This is a genomic window from Streptomyces sp. NPDC025793 (assembly GCF_055558375.1).
This window is the reverse complement of record NZ_JBVHMR010000008.1, coordinates 107,666-126,377: the sequence shown is the minus strand read 5'-3', so window position 1 is coordinate 126,377 and position 18,712 is coordinate 107,666. Positions and strand designations below refer to the sequence as shown.

17 protein-coding genes are annotated in these 18,712 nt (G+C 72.8%); 7 read left to right on the top strand and 10 right to left on the bottom strand.

The window, feature by feature from the left end; translation table 11 throughout:
• Positions 1–141: 141 nt before the first annotated feature.
• The 8 genes from ACZ4MF_RS17950 to ACZ4MF_RS17915 form a co-directional block, all read right to left on the bottom strand.
• On the bottom strand, positions 142–1,125 hold the full coding sequence (locus ACZ4MF_RS17950) for an N-acetylglucosamine kinase (protein ID WP_467492935.1): 984 nt from the start codon (positions 1,123–1,125) through the stop codon (positions 142–144).
• The gene (locus ACZ4MF_RS17945; protein ID WP_467492934.1) at positions 1,116–2,381 is read right to left on the bottom strand and encodes a 6-phospho-beta-glucosidase; all 1,266 of its coding nucleotides are present in this window, start codon (positions 2,379–2,381) and stop codon (positions 1,116–1,118) included. Before ACZ4MF_RS17945 ends, ACZ4MF_RS17950 begins: the two co-directional genes overlap by 10 nt.
• Before the next feature lie 7 nt (positions 2,382–2,388).
• Positions 2,389–3,282 (bottom strand): carbohydrate ABC transporter permease, encoded by an 894-nt coding sequence (locus ACZ4MF_RS17940; protein ID WP_467492933.1) that lies wholly within the window; start codon positions 3,280–3,282, stop codon positions 2,389–2,391.
• Between the two features lie 2 nt (positions 3,283–3,284).
• Positions 3,285–4,226: a carbohydrate ABC transporter permease gene (locus tag ACZ4MF_RS17935; RefSeq protein ID WP_467492932.1), complete on the bottom strand. Its 942-nt coding sequence runs from the start codon at positions 4,224–4,226 to the stop codon at positions 3,285–3,287.
• Positions 4,227–4,238: 12 nt separating this feature from the next.
• The gene (locus tag ACZ4MF_RS17930; RefSeq protein WP_467492931.1) at positions 4,239–5,582 is read right to left on the bottom strand and encodes an ABC transporter substrate-binding protein; all 1,344 of its coding nucleotides are present in this window, start codon (positions 5,580–5,582) and stop codon (positions 4,239–4,241) included.
• 51 nt (positions 5,583–5,633) lie between these two features.
• Positions 5,634–6,845, bottom strand: coding sequence for an ROK family transcriptional regulator (locus tag ACZ4MF_RS17925; protein ID WP_467492930.1), 1,212 nt, complete (start codon positions 6,843–6,845; stop codon positions 5,634–5,636).
• A gap of 210 nt (positions 6,846–7,055) precedes the next feature.
• A complete protein-coding gene (locus ACZ4MF_RS17920) occupies positions 7,056–7,655 on the bottom strand; it encodes a Uma2 family endonuclease (RefSeq protein ID WP_467492929.1) in 600 nt (199 codons plus the stop codon).
• 88 nt (positions 7,656–7,743) lie between these two features.
• Positions 7,744–8,850 (bottom strand): mechanosensitive ion channel family protein, encoded by a 1,107-nt coding sequence (locus ACZ4MF_RS17915; RefSeq protein WP_467492928.1) that lies wholly within the window; start codon positions 8,848–8,850, stop codon positions 7,744–7,746.
• A gap of 334 nt (positions 8,851–9,184) precedes the next feature.
• Here ACZ4MF_RS17915 and ACZ4MF_RS17910 point away from each other — a divergent pair, with 334 nt between their 5' ends.
• The 4 genes from ACZ4MF_RS17910 to ACZ4MF_RS17895 all read left to right on the top strand — a co-directional run bounded on the left by ACZ4MF_RS17910 (position 9,185) and on the right by ACZ4MF_RS17895 (position 12,590).
• Positions 9,185–9,721 (top strand): HNH endonuclease, encoded by a 537-nt coding sequence (locus ACZ4MF_RS17910; protein WP_467492927.1) that lies wholly within the window; start codon positions 9,185–9,187, stop codon positions 9,719–9,721.
• Positions 9,722–9,907: 186 nt separating this feature from the next.
• Positions 9,908–10,150, top strand: coding sequence for a hypothetical protein (locus ACZ4MF_RS17905; protein ID WP_467492926.1), 243 nt, complete (start codon positions 9,908–9,910; stop codon positions 10,148–10,150).
• Positions 10,151–12,250 (top strand): 4-alpha-glucanotransferase, encoded by a 2,100-nt coding sequence (gene malQ, locus ACZ4MF_RS17900; RefSeq protein WP_467492925.1) that lies wholly within the window; start codon positions 10,151–10,153, stop codon positions 12,248–12,250.
• A gap of 58 nt (positions 12,251–12,308) precedes the next feature.
• Complete coding sequence (locus tag ACZ4MF_RS17895; RefSeq protein ID WP_467492924.1) at positions 12,309–12,590, top strand: hypothetical protein; 282 nt, start codon at positions 12,309–12,311, stop codon at positions 12,588–12,590.
• 113 nt (positions 12,591–12,703) lie between these two features.
• On the opposite strand, the gene ACZ4MF_RS17890 is transcribed toward ACZ4MF_RS17895, so the two are convergent.
• Positions 12,704–14,185 carry an MFS transporter gene (locus tag ACZ4MF_RS17890; RefSeq protein WP_467492923.1) on the bottom strand — a complete coding sequence of 494 codons (1,482 nt, stop codon included), beginning with the start codon at positions 14,183–14,185 and terminating at the stop codon, positions 12,704–12,706.
• A 246-nt stretch (positions 14,186–14,431) separates the two neighbouring features.
• Between ACZ4MF_RS17890 and ACZ4MF_RS17885 the strand changes: the two genes are divergently transcribed.
• Complete coding sequence (locus tag ACZ4MF_RS17885; RefSeq protein WP_467492922.1) at positions 14,432–15,415, top strand: helix-turn-helix domain-containing protein; 984 nt, start codon at positions 14,432–14,434, stop codon at positions 15,413–15,415.
• Positions 15,416–15,436: 21 nt separating this feature from the next.
• Here ACZ4MF_RS17885 and ACZ4MF_RS17880 read toward each other — a convergent pair whose 3' ends face one another.
• Entirely contained in the window at positions 15,437–16,042 is a 606-nt protein-coding gene (locus ACZ4MF_RS17880; protein ID WP_467492921.1) for a TetR/AcrR family transcriptional regulator, read from the bottom strand.
• 130 nt (positions 16,043–16,172) lie between these two features.
• On the opposite strand from ACZ4MF_RS17880, the gene ACZ4MF_RS17875 reads away from it, so the two are divergent.
• Both ACZ4MF_RS17875 and ACZ4MF_RS17870 read left to right on the top strand, forming a co-directional pair.
• Positions 16,173–17,618, top strand: coding sequence for an FAD-dependent monooxygenase (locus ACZ4MF_RS17875; protein ID WP_467492920.1), 1,446 nt, complete (start codon positions 16,173–16,175; stop codon positions 17,616–17,618).
• A 137-nt stretch (positions 17,619–17,755) separates the two neighbouring features.
• The gene (locus tag ACZ4MF_RS17870) at positions 17,756–18,664 is read left to right on the top strand and encodes a DMT family transporter (protein ID WP_467492919.1); all 909 of its coding nucleotides are present in this window, start codon (positions 17,756–17,758) and stop codon (positions 18,662–18,664) included.
• Positions 18,665–18,712 lie beyond the last annotated feature (48 nt).

Here is an 18,712-nt window from a genome sequence, read left to right as displayed (position 1 = left end):
CACCGGCATCCGCACCGGCCTTCACTGGATCTTGATTGGATCGCAGTGTGCCCCACATGAACAGGGGAGTGCGCCCACTATGAACACGCCCTGTGCAGCTGTTCGGTTCCTTCGGGTGGAGGTTCCGCCGGGTGGAGCCGGTCACGACTCCCAGTAGGTCCGTGCCCGCTCCTGGGCCCGCGCGTCCGCCCCCAGCCGGTCCAGTCCCAGCAGGGCCGCGCCCAGCACCGGGCTCGCCGTCACGACCCGGACGTCGGCCTTGGGGGCGCGGGCGGACAGCAGGTCGCGGATGCCGTCGTCCAGCAGGGCGTGACCGGCCCTGAGGACGCCGCCGCCGAGCAGCACCGGGGTCTGCTCGCCGAGGAGGTCCAGACGGGTCAGGGCCACGGTCGCCAGCACCGTCACCTCCTCGGCGAGCCGGGTGACGATCGCGCGGGCCACCGGGTCGCCCTCGGCGGCCGTCGCGAACAGCACCGGGGTCAGCTCGTGCCGGCGGTCGTCGTCGAGCCGGTCCAGGTGCAGGGCCTCGATGAGCGCGTACATCGTCGGCAGGCCGAAGTGGGCGGGGAGCGTGCGGGCCAGGGCCGTCGCCCCGCCCCGGCCGTCCTCCGCGCGGGCCGCGTGCCACAGGGCCTCCTCGGCCAGGGCCCACCCCCCGCCCCAGTCACCGGAGATCCGGCCGATGGCCGGGAAGCGGGCGGTACGGCCGTCGGCGCGCATGCCGACGCAGTTGATGCCGGCGCCGCACACCACCGCGACGCCCCGGGGCTCGGCCACGCCCGCCCGCAGGATCGCGAAGGTGTCGTTGCGGACCTCCACCGTCGCCCCCCACCCGCGCGCCCGCAGCGCGGCCGCCAACTGCGCCTCCTCCACCGGGAGATCGGCGTTGGCGAGGCACGCCGAGACATGCGCGACGGAGCTCACGCCTGCCTCGGCGAAGGCCAGCCCGACCGGGTCGGCCAGCGCGTCCAGCGCGGCCGGCACGCCCACCACGGGCGGCCGGAAGCCGCCGCCCCGGGCGGTGGCGAGGACCTCCCCGGCGGCGGTGACCACGGCCACGTCGGTCTTGCTGTTGCCCGCGTCGATGGCGAGGACGGTCGGGGTCTCGGTTGCGGTCAGGCCCACGCGAGGTGCTCCCGGTTGTGTGCGATCAGCTGGTCGGTGAGGGTCTCGGCATACGCGTACTGGCCGATCAGCGGGTGGGCGAGCAGCGCCCGGAAGACCCGGTCGCGGCCGCCGCGCAGCGCCGCCTGAAGGGCCAGCTCCTCGTACGCCGTCACGTTCGCGACCAGCCCGGCGAAGAGCGGGTCCAGGTCCGGCACCGGCAGCGGGGCCGTGCCGTGCGGGCCGACCGCCGCCTGGACCTCGATCACGGCGTCGTCCGGCAGGAACGGCAGCGTGCCCTTGTTGAGGGTGTTCACCACCTGGTACGGGCTGCCTCCCCCGCCGAGCAGCCCCGCCGCGAGGTCCACGGCCGCCTCCGAGTAGAAGGCGCCGCCCCGCCTGGCGAGCAGCGCGGGCTTCTCGTCCAGGGCCGGGTCGCCGTACATCGTCAGCAACTCCCGCTCCATTGCCGCCACTTCGGAGGCCCGCGACGGCTTCGTGCGCAGTTCGCCGACGACCTCGTCGTGGGCGTAGTAGTAGCGCAGGTAGTAGGACGGGACCACGCCGAGGCGGTCCAGGAGCGGGCGGGGCAGGCGGACGTCGTCGCAGATCGCCTCACCGTGCTCGGCCAGCAGCCTGGGCAGGACGTTCTCGCCCTCCGGGCCGCCGAGCCGGACGGCCGTCTCCCAGGTGAGGTGGTTCAGGCCCACGTGACCCAGGTGGACGTCGGCCGGGGCGACGCCCAGCAGGTTCGCGAACGTGCGCTGGAAGCCGATCGCCACGTTGCACAGCCCGACCGCCCGGTGCCCGGCCTGGAGCAGGGCGCGGGTGACGATGCCGACCGGGTTGGTGAAGTCGATGAGCCACGCGCGGGGGTTGGCGCGGCGGACCCGTTCGGCGATGTCCAGCACCACCGGGACCGTGCGCAGCGCCTTGGCCAGCCCGCCCGCGCCGGTGGTCTCCTGGCCGACGCAGCCGCACTCCAGCGGCCAGGTCTCGTCCTGCGCGCGGGCCGCCTGGCCGCCGACGCGCAGCTGGAGCAGCACGGCGTCGGCGCCGTCGACGCCCGCGTCCAGATCGGAGGTCGTGACGATCCGCCCGTCGTGCCCCTGCTTGGCGAAGATCCGGCGGGCCAGCCCGCCGACCAGCTCCAGCCGCTCCGCCGCCGGGTCGACGAGGACCAGCTCCTCGATGGGCAGGGTGTCCCGCAGACGGGCGAAGCCGTCGATGAGTTCGGGGGTGTAGGTCGAGCCGCCGCCGACCACGGTGAGTTTCATATCCGGGTTAACCCTTCACTCCGGTGAGCGTGACGCCCTCGACGAACGCCTTCTGGGCGAAGAAGAACACGAGGATCACGGGGGCCATGACCAGCACGGTCGCGGCCATGGTGAGGTTCCAGTCGGTGTGGTGGGCGCCCTTGAAGGACTCCAGGCCGTAGGACAGCGTCCAGGCGCCGGGGTTCTCGGACGCGTAGATCTGGGGGCCGAAGTAGTCGTTCCAGGCGTAGAAGAACTGGAAGAGGGCGACGGCCGCGATGCCCGGCTTCGCCATCGGCAGGACGACTTTCACGAGCGTCCTGAGGTCCCCGCAGCCGTCCACCTTCGCCGCGTCCACGTACTCGTTCGGGATCGTCATGAGGAACTGGCGGAGCAGGAAGATCGAGAACGCGTCGCCGAACGCCATCGGGATGATCAGCGGCCACAGCGTGCCGGACAGGTCCAACTGCTTCGCCCAGAAGAGGTACATCGGGATGATGACCACCTGCGGGGGCAGCATCATCATCGAGATCACCAGCATGAGCGACAGGTTGCGGCCCCGGAAGCGGAACTTGGCGAGCGCGTACGCCACCGGGATCGACGACACCACGGTCAGCACGGTGCCGAGACCGGCGTAGATCAGCGTGTTCTTCCACCAGGTCAGGAAGCCCGGCGTGTCGAAGACCTGCCGGTAGTTGCCCCACTCCCAGGTGTGCGGTACCAGGTCCCGGCCGAGGGCCTGGCTGTCGCTCATCAGCGAGGTGAGGAACACGAAGACGAAGGGCAGCGTGAAGAACAGCGCGGCGGCGACGCCGAGGGAGTGCACCGCGACCCACTCCAGCAGCGCCCGGCGACGGGCGCTGCGCGCGGCGGCCGTGGCGGGCGCCGTCAACTCCACCGGCTTGTCCAGTACGTGGGCCATGGTCAGTCACCTGCCTGGATGAGACCGCCCCGGCGCCGCATCAGGAACGCGGTGAACACCATCGACAGGGCGAAGAGGACGAGGGCGACGACACACGCGGAGCCGTAGTCGAAGCGCTGGAAGCCGAGGTTGTAGACGAGCTGGGGGAGGGTGAGCGTGGACTTGTCGGGGTAGCCGGGCTCGAACTGGGTGCCCGCGCCCTGGATCACGCCCGAGGCGACCTTTCCGGCGATCAGGGGCTGGGTGTAGTACTGCATCGTCTGGATGACGCCCGTGACGACGGCGAACATGATGATCGGCGAGATGTTCGGCAGCGTCACGTACCGGAAGCGCTGCCACGCCGACGCGCCGTCCAGCTCGGCCGCCTCGTACTGCTCCGTCGGCACGTCGAGCAGGGCGGCCATGAAGATGACCATGAGGTCGCCGACGCCCCACAGCGCGAGCAGGGCCAGGGCGGGCTTGGACCAGGTGGGGTCGTTGAACCAGCCCGGCGCCGGGAGGCCCGCCTTCTCCAGGATCGAGTTGACCGGGCCCGTGCCCGGGTTGAGCAGGAACGCGAACGCCATGGTCGCGGCGACCGGCGGGGCCAGGTAGGGCAGGTAGAAGAGGGTGCGGAAGATCCCCGTACCGGTCTTGATCTTCGTGATGAGCAGGCCGACGCCGAGCCCGAAGGCGACCCGGAGGGTCACCACCACGAGGACCAGCCACAGGGTGTTGCGCAGGGCGGGCCAGAAGAGGGGGTAGTGCTCGAAGACGTAGGTCCAGTTCTTGCCCCCGCTCCAGGTCGGCGGCCGGAAGCCGTCGTAGTGCATGAAGGAGAAGTAGACCGTCGAGATCAGCGGGTACGCGAAGAAGACCGCGAAGCCGATCAGCCAGGGCGACATGAAGGCGAGCGTCCTCAGCGCCGAGCGGCGGCGCTTGGCCGCGAGAGTGACCGTACTCATGGGCCGCGTCGCCTACTTCGCCTGCGCGATGTCCGTGTCGATCTGCGCGGCCGTCTTCTTCAGGCCGGCCTTCAGATCGGTGACCTTGCCGCTCTCGTAGTCGTAGCCGAACTGCTGGATCGTCACCAGGTACTGGCCGCCGTTGACCGAGGCGGGCGTGGTGGTCGATTCCGGGTCGGCGGCGATGTCGAGGAATGTCCTGAAGCGGGGGTCGTACGTCAGCTTCGGGGACTTCAGCGCGGCGAGCGTGGAGGGCACGTTGTGCAGGTCGTTGGAGAAGCCGACCACCGCGTCGGTGTCCGTGCTGATGTACTTGACGAACTCCCAGGCCGCGTTCTGCTTGTGGCTGGCGGCGGCGATGCCCGTGATGGTGCCGGTGATGTAGCCCTTGCCGTACTGCGCCGCCCGGTCGTCGGGGACGGGCAGCGGGGCGACGCCGATGTCGAGGTTCGGCTGGGCGGCGAGCGCCATCCCGAGCCGCCACTCGCCGTCGAGCTGCATGGCGACCTGGCCGGTGTGGAAGGGGTGCTTGGCGCCCCACTCGTCACCGAGCGTCGAGCGGTACTTCTCCAGCTTCTGGAACCCGCCGAGTTCGTCCACGAGCCGCTTCTGCAGGCCGAACCCCTGCTCGAAGGCCGGGTCCTTGGCGATGTCCGACTTTCCGTCCGTGCCGAAGTACGTCGGCGAGAACTGCGCGAAGTAGTGCTCGGTGGTGGTCTCCCAGCCGTGGTAGTCCGGCATGAAACCGAGCTGTTTGTACGAGTCCCCGTCCGGGATCGTCAGTTTCTTCGCGTCGGCCTCGAACTCGGACCAGGTCTTCGGCGGGCTGGTGATGCCCGCCTTCTTGAACTCCGTCTTGTTGTAGTAGAGCCCGTACGCGTCACCGAGCAGCGGCACCGTGCAGCGGTCGCCGTCGAACTGGGTGTACTCGTTCATCGTCTTCGGGAAGGTCGCGGCGGGGTCGATGCCCGACTTCTTGAAGAAGGGGTTCAGATCGACCAGCGCGCCCGAGGAGCAGAACTTGCCCACGTTGTTGGTGGTGAAGGAGGAGATGACGTCGGGGGCCTTGTCGCCGCCCGAGCGCAGTGCCTGGTTGATCTTGTCGTCGGTCATGTTGCCGACGACGTTCACGTGGATGTTGGGGTGCGCCTTCTCGAATCCGGCGATGAGGGTGCGGACCGCCTTGACCTCGTTCGGCGCGCTCCAGGCGTGCCAGAAGTTGATCGTCGTGTCCTTCGAGGCGTCGTCCGTGGCGCCCGAACCGGACTGGCCCGTACAGGCGGTGGTGAGCACGGCAAGGGAGGCGATGGCGGCAAAAGCCGCCTTTCGGGCGGCGCAGGGTATGACTTCGGGCATGGCGAGGTCTCCCAGGGGGACGGGAAAAGGGGTGTTCTTCCGAGGTGGGGCTCAGCGCGAGGTGTCGAAGACCTCGTCGCGGGTGGTGACGAGCGCGGACTCCAACGCGCCGCGCAGTACGGGGTGTTCGTGGACGTCGCCGACGACCAGCCGGGGCCGGGCCGCCGCCAGCTCCTCCAGCTCGGCCTGGACGAGGGCGCGCAGCACCTCGCCGCCGGCCACGAGGGCGGGGCCGCTGAGGACGACGAGTTCGGGGTCGAGGACGGAGACGAGCGAGGCGAGACCGATGGCCAGCCGGGTCGCGTAGGTCTGGAGCAGCTCGCGGTAGGGGCCGGTGGCGTGATCGGCGGCGCGGGCGACGAGCGTGGCGGCGACCTCGGCGTGCGGGCCCGCCGGCAGGTCCTCGATGCCGAGTTCCCGGGCCAGCTTCGGTACGGCCTGGGAGCCGGCCAGCTCCTGGTAGCCGCCGCTGTTGGCCTTGGTCACCTGGCGCACCAGGGGGGTGCCCGGCACCGGCAGGAAGCCGACCTCGCCGGCGCCGCCGGTCCAGCCCCGGTGCAGCCGGCCGCCGAGGACGAGGGCGGCGCCGAGCCCCTCCTCGCTCCACAGCAGCACGAAGTCCTCGTGGCCCTTGGCGGCGCCGAGCCGCTGTTCGGCGAGGGCGACGAGGTTGACGTCGTTCTCGTACTCCACCGGCATCGGCAGGGCGGCGGCGAGTTCGTCGAGCAGGGTGGGGGAGTGCCAGCCGGGCAGGTGGGAGGCGTAGCGCAGCCGGCCCGTGCCCGGGTCGAAGGCGCCGGGGGTGCCGATGACGAGCCGGTGCACGTCGGACCTGGCGAGCCCGGCCGCCTTCACGGCCCCGTCGAGCGCGTCGGTGACCTGCTGGACGACGGGCTGGGCGGGATGCCGTCCGGGGGTGGGCAGTTCGTACTCGCCCACGGTGTCGCCGGTGATGTCGGCGACGGCGGCGCGGATGCGGTGCGGGGCGACGTCGAGGCCGGCGGCGTAGGCGGCACCGGGACGGACCGCGTACAGCTGGGCGCTGGGCCCCGGCCGCCCCTCGCTGGTCCCGGTCACCCGGACCAGTCCGGCCGCCTCCAGTCGGGCCAGCAGCTGGGAGGCGGTGGGCTTGGACAGGCCGGTGAGCTTGCCGATCCGGGTGCGGGACAGCGGTCCGTGCTCCAGGAGGAGGTCCAGGGCGGCGCGGTCGTTCATGGCGCGCAGGACGCGCGGGGTGCCCGGCGTACCGGCGGTTCCTGCCATGGGGGTCCACACCTGCCTCTCCAGCCGCCCAGCTTCCCAGTGACCTGGCCGGACGTCCAGTCTTGATCACCGGTTGCCGGTCGCCGTAGATCACTGTTAGGAAGGTTTCCTATTCGGGTGGGAGGAACGTAAGCCCAGGACGAAGGGGGCGTCAATAGACAACGGACCCGAGGAGACGGAGTCGTTACCTCGGGGGCGGGGACCGGGGGCTCAGTCGTCGAGGAAGGGGGTGGTGTCGAGGGTGGGGCAAGGGGCGGGGAGGGGGTCGCCGAGGGTGACCCGGGGGTCGGTGTCGTAGTGGGTCCGGGTGGGGCCGGTGCAGCAGTGGGCGGTCGGGGAGTGGTTGTCGATCAGGACGTGGACGGGGATCTCGGCGGCCGCGTAGGTGCGCAGTTTGGGGCCTGTGTCCATCTCGTGGTTGGTCGAGGTGACCTCGCCCACGAGGGCGAGCGGGTCGCTGGGGTACCAGCCCGGATAGGTGGCGCGGTGACACTCGTCCGTGCTGGTCGGCTTGCGGCGCATCGCGTAGAAGTCCGGGATGAGCAACGCCGTCGTGGCGCCGGTGCGGTCGGTGAAGCGGAATGCGTTGCCCGTGCCGGTGTGAGGTATTCCCGCCGAGTGGAGCTGGAAAAGCAGGTCTGCGACGGTGTCGCAGTGCTGGAGATCGGGTGGTGGCAGCGCCGGGGAGGCCCGGCCCTCGACGAACTCCGGGCGCACGGGCATGGGCGAGACCTCTTCATATGCCGCCAGGAGTCGGACGGGCTCCATGCGTGCCATGAGGTCCGGCTCGACAGGGTGCTCGGTGTCCACGCGCAGAACGATGGGGCACCCCGCACGCCATCGGCGCCGGAATGCCCCACCTGTTCACTCGAACGAGCGTGCTGAACCGTTCCGCTCGCTACTTGGCCGGAGGCTCCGGCTGCTGCGGAACTATCGGCGTCGTCGCCTTCACCTGGGCGGAGTCCGCGTTGGAGAAGACCGAGGGGGCCGCGACCGAGGCCGTCGGATCCGGGGTGTCCGCCGCGTCCTCCGCCGCGGTCGCGCCGCCCACGATGCGTATCTGCGCCGCGTCGAACGCCCGCTTGATCCGCCAGCGCAGCTCGCGCTCCACCGACAGCGCCTTGCCCGGCATCGTCTTCGCCGAGACCCGGACGACCATGGAGTCGATCAGGACCGAGTCCAGGCCCAGCACCTCGATCGGGCTCCACAGCAGCTCGTTCCAGGGCTCTTCCTTGCTCATCTGCTCGGCGACCGCGTCCAGCGTGTCCTTGACCTTGTCCAGGTCCTCGCTCGACCGCACCGTCACGTCGACCCCGGCCGTCGCCCAGCCCTGCGAGAGGTTGCCTATCCGCTTGACCTCGCCGTTGCGCACGTACCAGATCTCGCCGTCCGAGCCGCGCAGCTTGGTCACGCGCAGCCCGACCTCGATCACCTCGCCGGTGGCCACGCCCGCGTCGATCACGTCACCGACGCCGTACTGGTCCTCCAGGATCATGAACACCCCGGACAGGAAGTCCGTGACCAGGTTGCGCGCGCCGAAACCGATCGCCACGCCGGCGACACCGGCCGACGCCAGCAGCGGCGCCAGGTTGATCTTGAAGGTCGACAGCACCATCAGCGCCGCCGTACCCATGATCAGGAAGCTCGCCACCGAGCGGAGCACGGAACCGATCGCGGCCGACCGCTGCCGGCGCCGCTCGGTGTTCACCAGCAGCCCGCCCAGCGCGGTGCCGTCCACGGCCTGCGCGGTCCGGGCCATCCGGTCGATCAGCTTGGTGATCGCCCGCCGCACCACCGCTCTGAGCGCGACCGCGACCACGACGATCAGCAGGATCTGCAGACCCATCGCGAGCCACGTCGACCAGTTCTGCTCGACCCAGCTCGCCGCGTTCGTCGCGCTCTCCTGGGCATCCTGGAGAGAGGGGACGGCCGGTGCCGTCGACCCGGAAGGTGCGGGGGACGGCGACGCACCGGCGGCCAGGAGGACGACGGGCAAGGACGACACGGCAGGTACCTCCAGGTGCTGCGAGTTCCGTACCGGCGGGGCGGTCAGGTGTTCCAGGGACCTTCAAGGTCACGGAAAGGTCACCGGACGGACTGACCACCACACTAACGGGGCATTGTGTGTGCCCCGCGCGAATACGCCAAGGAGGGCCGCGGGAGAGACGGGGCTCACCCTGGCTTGAACAGGCCATGATCCGGGGGATGTATCCGGTGTGGTCGAAAACACTCCCAGCCCGTTACCGGGACATGGTGGCGCGTTCACCAGGCATGAGGGGAGACTGACCTCAGATCGTCCCGGCGCGAGCCACGCGCCGCCGACGCCCAAGGAGGCACCCGTGCCGCATGTCCTGGTCCTCAACGCGTCGTACGAGCCGCTCGGCGTCGTACCGCTCCGCCGCGCGCTCATCCTCGTCCTGGAGAACAAGGCCGTCTCCTTGGAGGAATCCGGCGCCTATATGCACAGCGCGACCGTCACAGTCCCCGCACCCAGCGTGGTCCGGCTCAAGCGATTCGTACGGGTTCCCTACCGGGGGCCCGTTCCTCTCACCCGCCGCGCGCTCTTCGCCCGCGACGGGGGCCGGTGCATGTACTGCGGTGGCGTCGCAACCAGCGTCGACCACGTCATCCCGCGCAGCCGCGGGGGCAAGCACGTCTGGGACAACGTGGTGGCGTCCTGCCGCCGCTGCAACCACGTCAAGGCCGACCGCCACCTCGTGGAGCTGGGCTGGCGCCTGCGCCACAAGCCGGCCTCGCCGACGGGCCTGGCCTGGCGCATCATCGGCACGGGCCATAGGGACCCGCGCTGGTTGCCCTACTTGCAGCCGTACGGCGCGGACGACGCCCTGGCCCGGATCGACGGCATCTCCGCCTGACGGTCCGGGCTTCTGCGTACGTTGCCGGGCCGCATGCCGTCGGCATGCGGCCCGGACGAGCACCGTCTGCACGGCGCACGGCGCCTTCTTCGACCGGTACGGCCCGGCTCGGCCTCGCTCACCTCGCACCGCGGACCTGGACGGAGTTCACCGCGTCGTTGCGCTGAGTCGAATGTGCGGAATGGCATGTTGTTCCTCGCCGTACGTCTGCCGTCGCGCTCACGGGGTAGGGGCTGCGGTAACCCACAAGGTCGCCGTACCCGAAAGGAGGCCCCCGTGTCCGTCTTCTGCGCGGAGAGCGCCTGCACCCAGGCCCCGCTGACCAGCGAGCCGCCCCTGCCCGACGCCGAACCCCTGACCAGTGAGCCGCCGCTCGCCGAGACCGCCCCGCTGACCAGCGAGTCCGACGCCTTCGGTACGGGGGTGTAGGTGACCGCGGCGCTTGCGGACACGGACCTGTCCCGGCTCGCCGAGCTGCACGGGGTCGCCACCTCCTACCGCCCCGCCCCGGACCGAACGGTCGCCGTGCCCGCCTCCGCCGTGGTCGCCGCCCTGACCGCCCTCGGCGTGGACGCGGCCGGCCCCGACGCCGTCCGCGCCGCGCTCGCCGCCCGGGAACGCGAGCTGCGCGAGCGCCTGCTGCCGCCGACCGTCGTGCGCTGGGCCGGTGATCCGAGGGGGCCTGCCGCCCTCGCCGCGCTGCCTCCCGGCACCCGGCTCACCGTCACCACCGAGGGTGCGACGGAGGACCGGGAGTGGGACGGGGGCGGGGAACTGCCGCTGGGAGTGCACCAGTTGACCGCCGTCGCGCCCGGCGGGCGGGCCGGCCGCGCCCATCTCGTCGTCGCTCCCGACCGGCTGCCCGCCCCGGCCGGCCGCTCCCACGGCCTGCTCGTCCAGCTGTACTCGCTGCTCTCGCGCCGCTCCTGGGGCATGGGCGACCTCGGTGACCTCGCCGAGCTGGCCGGCTGGGCCGGGCGCACCGCAGGCGCCGGATTCGTGCAGGTCAACCCGTTGCACTCGGCCGTACCCGGCGCCCCGACCGATCCTTCGCCCTACCGCCCGTCCTCCCGCCGCTTCCCGGACCCGGTCCATCTGCGGATCGAGGACGTACCCGAGTACGCGTACGTCGAGGACGCCGAGGGCCGGGAACGGCTGGCGGTGCTGCGGGAGCGGGCGGCCCGGCTGCGCGCCGACGTCCTCGACAAGGGCGGGCTCATCGACCGGGACGCCGTGTGGGAGCTGAAGCGCGAGGCCCTGGAGACCGTCCTCGCCGTACCGCTCGGACCGGGGCGGCAGGCGGCGTACGACGCCTTCCGCGCCGCCCACGGCCGGGCCCTCACCGACCACGCCACCTGGTACGCCCTCGCCGAGACCCACGGCGCCGACTGGCACGGCTGGCCCGAGGAACTGCGCGACCCCCGCTCGGCCGCCACCGCCCGGGCCCGCGCCGAACTCGCCGACCGCGTCGAGTTCCACACCCGCCTCGCCTGGCTCACCGACGGCCAGCTGCGCGCCGCCCAGCGGGTCGCGGCGGAGGCCGGGATGTCCGTCGGGATCGTGCACGACCTCGCCGTGGGCGTGCATCCGCAGGGCGCCGACGCCTGGGCGCAGCAGGACGTGTTCGCCGCCGGCATGTCCGTCGGCGCCCCGCCCGACGCCTTCAACGCCCGCGGCCAGGACTGGGGCCTGCCGCCCTGGCGCCCCGACCGGCTCGCCGCCTGCGGCCACGCCCCGTACCGCGAGCTGCTGCGCGCCCTCTTCCGCTACGCCGGCGCCCTGCGCATCGACCACGTCATGGGCCTGTTCCGGCTGTGGTGGGTGCCCCGGGGCAGCGCGCCCACGGAGGGCACGTACGTCCGCTACGACGCCGACGCCATGCTCGCGATCCTCGCCCTGGAGGCCGGCCGCGCCGGGGCGGTCGTCATCGGCGAGGACCTGGGCACCGTCGAGCCGGGCGTGCGCGAGGCGCTCCAGCGGCGCGGGGTGCTCGGCACCTCGGTCCTGTGGTTCGAACGGGACTGGGAGGGCGACGGCCGCCCGCTGCCCCCCGAGCGCTGGCGCGCCGACTGCCTGGCCACCGCCACCACCCACGACCTGCCGCCCACCGCCGCCCGGCTCACCGGCGACCACGTCGGCCTGCGCGACCGCCTCGGCCTCCTCACCCGCCCGGCGGCCGAGGAGCGCGCCGACGCCGACGCCGACACCGCCGAGTGGCTCGCCCTGCTCGGCAGCCTGGGCCTCCTGGACCGGCCGGGCGCCGGACCGCCCGGCTCCGACGAGGAGGAGGAGATCCGCGCCGTCCACCGCTTCCTGCTGCGCACCCCCGCCCGGCTGGTCGGCGTCTGGCTCCCGGACGGCATCGGCGACCGCCGCCCCCAGAACCTGCCGGGCACCTGGGACCAGTACCCGAACTGGCGGCTGCCGATCGCGGCCCGCGACGGCCGCCCCCTGCCACTGGAGGAACTGACGGCCGCGCCCCGACTGCGGGCGTTACTCGATGTATTCACACAGGTCAGGCGCGAGTGAACGGCGTGTACGGGACCCCGGACGCGCGCCGCCACGGGTGATTCGCTAACTTGAGAACGTGGACAAGAAGAACGCCCTGCGCGCCGGCGCCCTGGCCTCCGGTACGACGCTGATGATGCTGCTCATGTCGTCCCCCGCGCTCGCGCTGACCCGCGACGACGGTGACGACCCCGGCAAGGGCCTGAGCGTCGTCCAGACGCTGGGCCTCTACGTGCTGATCCCGCTGGCCCTGTTCGCCGTCATCGCCGGCCTGGTGATGGCGCTCGACAAGTCCAAGATCCGGACCGTCAAGCCGTCGTCCGACACCGCCGTGAAGTCCGGGGCCGACGCCAAGGCCTGACCGCACACCGGTTCTTCCGCCGGGGGCGCCCGCCTTCCCGCCGTACGCGCGCATCGCCGTGTCCGGGTGGGGGCGGCGCCCCCGGCGTTCTTGTCGCCGCGAACCCCCGGCGCTCAGCCACGCGGCAGCAGGAGGCGGGAGAGGGCGGCGGTGCAGAGGAGGAGCGCGGCGACGGCGAGGAGGCCGACGCGCATGCCGGGGAGGGAGAAGTCGCCGCCGGGGCCGGAGAGCAGGCTGCCGAAGAGGGCGACGGCGAGCGCACCGCCGGTCTGGCGGAAGGAGTTGAGCAGCCCCGACGCCGTCCCCGCGCGTTCCCGGGGCACCGCGTCCATCAGCAGCGCGGTCAGCGCGGGCACCGCGAGCGCCCCGCCGATGCTCAGCGGCAGCAGCAGGACCAGGACCAGCCACACCGGGGTGTGCACGGCCAGCGGCAGCATGGCCAGCATCGCCGCGCTGAAGACCAGCTGACCGGTGACGATCACCGGACGCCGCCCGATCCGCTCCGCCATGCGCGGCGAGACCAGGTTGGTCGCCGTCACCACCGCCGACATCGGGACGAACATCAGCCCGGCCGCCGTTCCCGACATCCCGCGCAACTGCTGGTAGTACAGCCCGAGCAGGAAGATCCCGCCGTAGAAGGCGGCGTTGACGGCGAAACCGACCGCGAGCGGGACGGCCACCCGGCGGTTCCTCAGCATGCCGAGGGGGACCATGGGCTGGCGGTGTCGGGTCTCTGTCGCGTAGAAGGCGTAACCGGAGACGACGGCGAGCGCGGCGGCGGCCAGGACGGGGCCGCTGGTCCAGCCCCGGTGGCCGCCCTCGATCACCGCGAAGGCCAGCCCGGCCAGAGCCAGTACGGCGGTGAGCTGCCCGCCGCCGTCCAGCGCGGCGGGCCGGCGCGGGGAGCGCGGCACCCGGACCAGCAGACCCAGGATCACCGCGCCCACCGGGAGGTTGAGCAGGAACACCGCCCGCCAGCCTGCCGAGTCGGTGAGCAGCCCGCCCAGCACCGGGCCCGCGGCCATCGCCACCGAGCCGCCGACCGTCCACAGCGCGATGGCGCGGGCGCGCGCCCGGACGTCGTCGTACGCCTGCCGGATCAGCGACAGCGAGGCCGGCATCACGACCGCGGCGGCGGCGCCCTGCGCCACACGCGCGCCGACGAGCGCGCCGATGCCGGGCGCGAGCGCGCAGCCGAGCGAGGCGAGGGTGAACAGGGCGACGCCCCAGGCATAGGCGCGGCGGGCGCCGGTGCGGTCGGCGAGGGCGCCGGCGGACAGCATCAGGGCCGCGAACATCAGGGTGTACGCGTCCACCACCCACTGCAGCCCGGCCATCCCGCCGCTGAAGGAGTTCCGGATCGCGGGCAGGGCGATGTTCACGGCCGAGACGTCGATGGTGATCACGGTGAACCCGAGCAGCGAGGCGACCAGCGCGAGACCGCTCCTCCGGGGCGCGGCCGGGGCACCGCCCGGTGGCGCGGCGGGCGCGGCTGGTCGAGCCCGGTCCGGCCGGCGTCGCCGGACCGTGAGCGCCGATGCCTCGGGGGCGGGCCCGTGAGCGGTGGCGGTGGACCGGGGCGGGGTGGTGGTCACAGTGACTCCCTTTGATCTGCGGGTGGTTGACGGCTTGTCCGTGGTGACGGGGCGGGCGGCGGCGGCCCGCCGGGGCCGCGGTCCGGTGTCGTGCACCCCCTGGGCCCCGGCGGCCGGGCCGCCCGCTCCGGGTCCAACTGTGGCTGCGCGCACGGCCGTCCGGCAGACCGCGTCGTGCCGGGGGTGCCGCGTTCCAGGCCCTGACACGGCCCCCCACGTTCCCGGCCCGCCTGCGACAATGGCCGGATGGCAGCAGCATCAGCGGACACCCGGGGCACTGAGCTGGGCAGGTATCTGAAGGCCCGCAGGGCGCAGGTGCGCCCGGAGGAGGTCGGCCTTCCGGCCGGCGCGGGCGTGCGCCGCACTCCCGGACTGCGCCGGGAGGAGCTGGCCGCGCTGGCCGGGGTGAGCGTCGACTACTACATCCGCCTGGAGCGCGGCCGGGAGACCAACCCTTCCCCCGCCGTCGTGGACGCCCTCGGACGCGCTCTGCGGCTGCGCGGCGACGGTTACGAGCGCCTGCACGAGCTCGCGGAGCTGGCCGCGGGCCGGGTCTCGGAGCTGCCCGTCTGCCCGGACCACACCGTCCGCGACTCGGTACTGCGCATGCTGGAATCGGTGCGCCCGCTGCCGGCCTACGTCGTGAGCCGCTACAACCGCGTGCTGGCCGCGAACCCGCCCGGCCGGCGGCTGCTGCCCGGGCTCTGGGACTGGCCGGAGGACCAGCGCAACCTGACCCGCTACCTCTTCCTCCACCCCGTGGGCCGGACGCTCTACGAGCCGTGGGAGGAAACCGTCGCCCTGTCGGTGGCGCACCTGCGGGCGGTCGCGGGGGCCGACCCGGACGATCCCGAGCTGACCGCGCTGGTCGGCGAACTGGTGCTGAAGTCAGCCGAGTTCGCGCGGCTGTGGGAACGGTACGACGTCTGTGAACGCGGCGGCGGACAGAAGACCTTCCGGCATCCGAAGGCCGGCCCGATGACCCTGACGTATGAGGTCATGCGACTGGCCCGGACGGGCGGCCAGCGGATGGTGGTCTACCAGGCAGCCCCCGGCAGCCCGGACGAGCAGGCCATGTTCGGCCTGGACTCCGCGGCCGCTCGACCGGTGGCGTTGCCGGAGCCGGAGCCGGAGCCGGAGCCGGAGCCGGAGCCGGTGCTCTCGGGGCGTCGGCCGGAGGCGGCCGCCGAGCCGTGTCCCGCCTGCGCGCAGACCCCGGCGCACGCCTGATCGCGGCCCGCCGGGCCCTGCTCAGGGGTTCGGCGCCGTCAGATACCGCTGCACGGTCGGCCCGAGCCACGCCAGCAGCTCCGCGCGGGTCAGCTCGACGGCCGGCGGCAGGCGCAGGACATAGCGGGTGAAGGCCAGCCCGAGCAACTGCGCGGCGCACAGCGCGGCCCGCGCCTGGAACTGCTCGGGGTCGGGGCACGCCTGGCGGGCCACCGGCAGCAGCTGTTCCCGGAAGACGGTCTGCATCCGTTCGGCGCCGGCCTGATTGGTGGCGCCGACCCTGAGGACCGCTGTCAGTTCCTCGTTCTTCTCCCACAGGTCGAGGAAGTGGCCGACCAGCGTCCTGCCCACCTCGTCCCGCGGCACCCGCCCCAGGTCGGGCAGCCGCAGATTCAGCGTGACGGCCGCCGCGAACAGCCCCTCCTTGCTGCCGAAGTACCGCATCACCATCGACGGGTCGATCCGCGCGTCCTTGGCGATGGCCCGGATGGTGGCCCGCTCGTAGCCGTCGGTGGCGAACCGCTCGCGGGCGGCGTCGAGGATGGCGGACCGCGTGGCGTCGGAGCGCCGCGCCGGGCCGCCCGTGGCCCGCGTCGCGTCCTGGTTCTTCTGTGCGCTGCCGTTCATGCCGACGAGCGTAGGCCAACACTCGTGGGCCAACAAGTGTTGACGCGCCCCGTGGCGCGGTCCTACCGTTGCCTACAAGTGTTGGCCTACAGATGTTGGCCAACAGGTGTTGTCGCCCCAGGAGGCCACCATGAACGGCACCACTGGACACGTCGTCATCGTCGGCTCCGGCCCCACCGGGCTGCTGCTCGCCGGTGATCTCGCCGCCGCCGGCGTCCCGGTCACCGTCCTCGAAAAGCGCCCCCACAAGATCAGCAACCTCTCCCGCGCCTTCGTCCTGCACGCCCGCACCCTCGAACAGTTCGACGCCCGCGGGCTCGCCGACGACCTGGAGGCCATGGGCCGGCCCCTCGACCACCTCCTCGCCTTCGGCCGGCTCGACCTCGACCTCGGCGCCCTCCCCTCCCGCTTCCGGCACCTCCTCGTCCTCCCGCAGTACGAGATCGAGAAGGTCCTGGCGGAGCGGGCCGTCGAGGCGGGAGCGGAGTTCCGGCACGACACCGAGGTGACCGGGCTCGCCCAGGACGCGGACGGGGTCACCGTCGAGGCGCGCGGGCCCGACGGACGCACCGAGACGGTCCGGGCCGCGTACGTCGTCGGCGCCGACGGGATGCGCAGTGCCGTACGGCAGGCGGTCGGGCTGCCGTTCCCGGGCAGGTCGGTGCTCCGGTCCGTCGTCCTCGCCGACGTCCGGCTCGCCGAGGAGCCGCCGACCCTGCTCACGGTGCACGCCGTGGGCGACGCCTTCGCCTTCCTCGCGCCCTTCGGCGACGGCTACTACCGGGTGATCGGCTGGCACCGCGGCCGCGACCTCCCCGACCACGAGCCCGTCGACCTGGCCGAGGTCAAGGAGATCACCCGGCTCGCCCTCGGCCGGGACTTCGGGATGCACGACGCCCGCTGGATGTCCCGCTTCCACAGCGACGAACGGCAGGCGCCCGCCTACCGGGTGGGCCGGGTCTTCCTGGCCGGCGACGCCGCGCACGTGCACACCCCGGCCGGCGGCCAGGGCATGAACACCGGGCTCCAGGACGCGGCCAACCTGAGCTGGAAGCTGGCCGCGGTCGTCGCCGGGCACGCGGACCCCGCGCTGCTCGACACCTACCAGGCCGAACGGCACCCGGTCGGCAGGGCGGTGCTGCGCAGCAGCGGCGGGATCATCCGCCTGGCGATGGCCAAGCGCCCCTGGACGCGCGCGGCGCGCTCCGTGCTCACCCTGTTCCTGAACGCCGTGGGCCCCGCCCGGCGCGCCCTCGCCGCCCAGGTCACCGGCCTCGGCTACCGCTACCCCGCACCCCGCGGCGCCCACCGCCTCACCGGCACCCGGGTCCCGGACGTCGCCCTGGCCGGCGGCGGCCGCCTCTACGAGGCCCTGCGCGGCGGCCGGTTCGTCCTGATCGCCCCGGAGCCCGGCGCGGCGGACCCGGACCGCACGGGCCGGCTCACCGTGGCCCACTGGGCGAGCGACCGCCGTACGACCGTGCTGGTGCGCCCCGACGGCTACGCGGCCTGGGCGGCGGACGGCGCCGACCCGGAGCGGACACGGGCGGCGGTCGCCGCGTACGTCGGCGGCTAGCGGGCGCACACCGGCGGTCCTCGTCAACCGTTCAGTTCTGCTGAAAAGAACGGTCGTAAAGTTTCGATGGACCTGACAGGTCGCTCCTTGCGACGGTAGAGGCACGGACCCGCTGCCGCCTCGCCGAAAGGACCCCCGTGACCGCCGTCCTCCCCCGGACCCAAACCCCCACGACCTCCGCCTCCACCGCCCCGGTCCTCGGCCTCGTCTGCGCCGCCCTCGCGACGGTCGTCTGGTCCGGCAGCTTCGTCGCCTCCCGGGGTCTGCACGACAGCGTCCCGCCGATCCAGCACGCCTTCTGGCGCTGGGCGATCGCCCTGCTCGCCGTGGCACCGTTCGGCGCCCGGCAGGCCTGGCGCGGGCGGGCCCTGTTCCGCCGCCACGCCCGCTACGTGCTCCTCACCTCGCTGCTCGGCGTGGCCGTCTACAACACCCTCGTCAACCAGGCCGGACTGACCACCCCGGCCGCCACGATGGGCATGATCATGGCCGCCTCGCCGGTGCTCATGGCGGTCTTCGAACGGCTGGGCGGCGTACGGCTCGGCGCGCGGCGCGCCACCGGGCTGCTGATCGCCTGCGCGGGCGTGGCCCTGCTCGTGGGCGGCGCCGCGCGGTTCTCGGCGGGCGACCTGTGGATGATCGCGGCCGCCTGCTGCTTCGCGGGCTACAGCGCGCTGCTGCGTCGCAAGCCCGCCGAACTCGGCGGCACCGCCTTCCTGTTCACGACGTTCGTCATCGGCGCCCTCCTGCTCCTGCCCGTCCAGGCGGCGAGCGTCGCCGTCCAGGGCGGCTTCACCCCGACCCCCGGCACGGTCCTGCCGCTCCTCTACGTGGGCGTGGCCTCCTCGGCCGTGGCCTTCTTCGCCTGGAACAAGGCCATCACCCTGATCGGCGCGACCCGCGCGGGCATCGTCTACTACCTTCAGCCGATCTGCGTGGCCCTGCTGTCCTGGGCGCTGCTCGGCGAGACGACCGGATGGCCGCAACTGCTGTCGATGGCGCTGATCCTGGGCGGAGTCGTCCTGGGCGCCGGTTCCCGGCGGTGACGGCGGCGCCGGATGCCGTGCGCCGAGGTGCGCCGCGGAGCGGCGTGT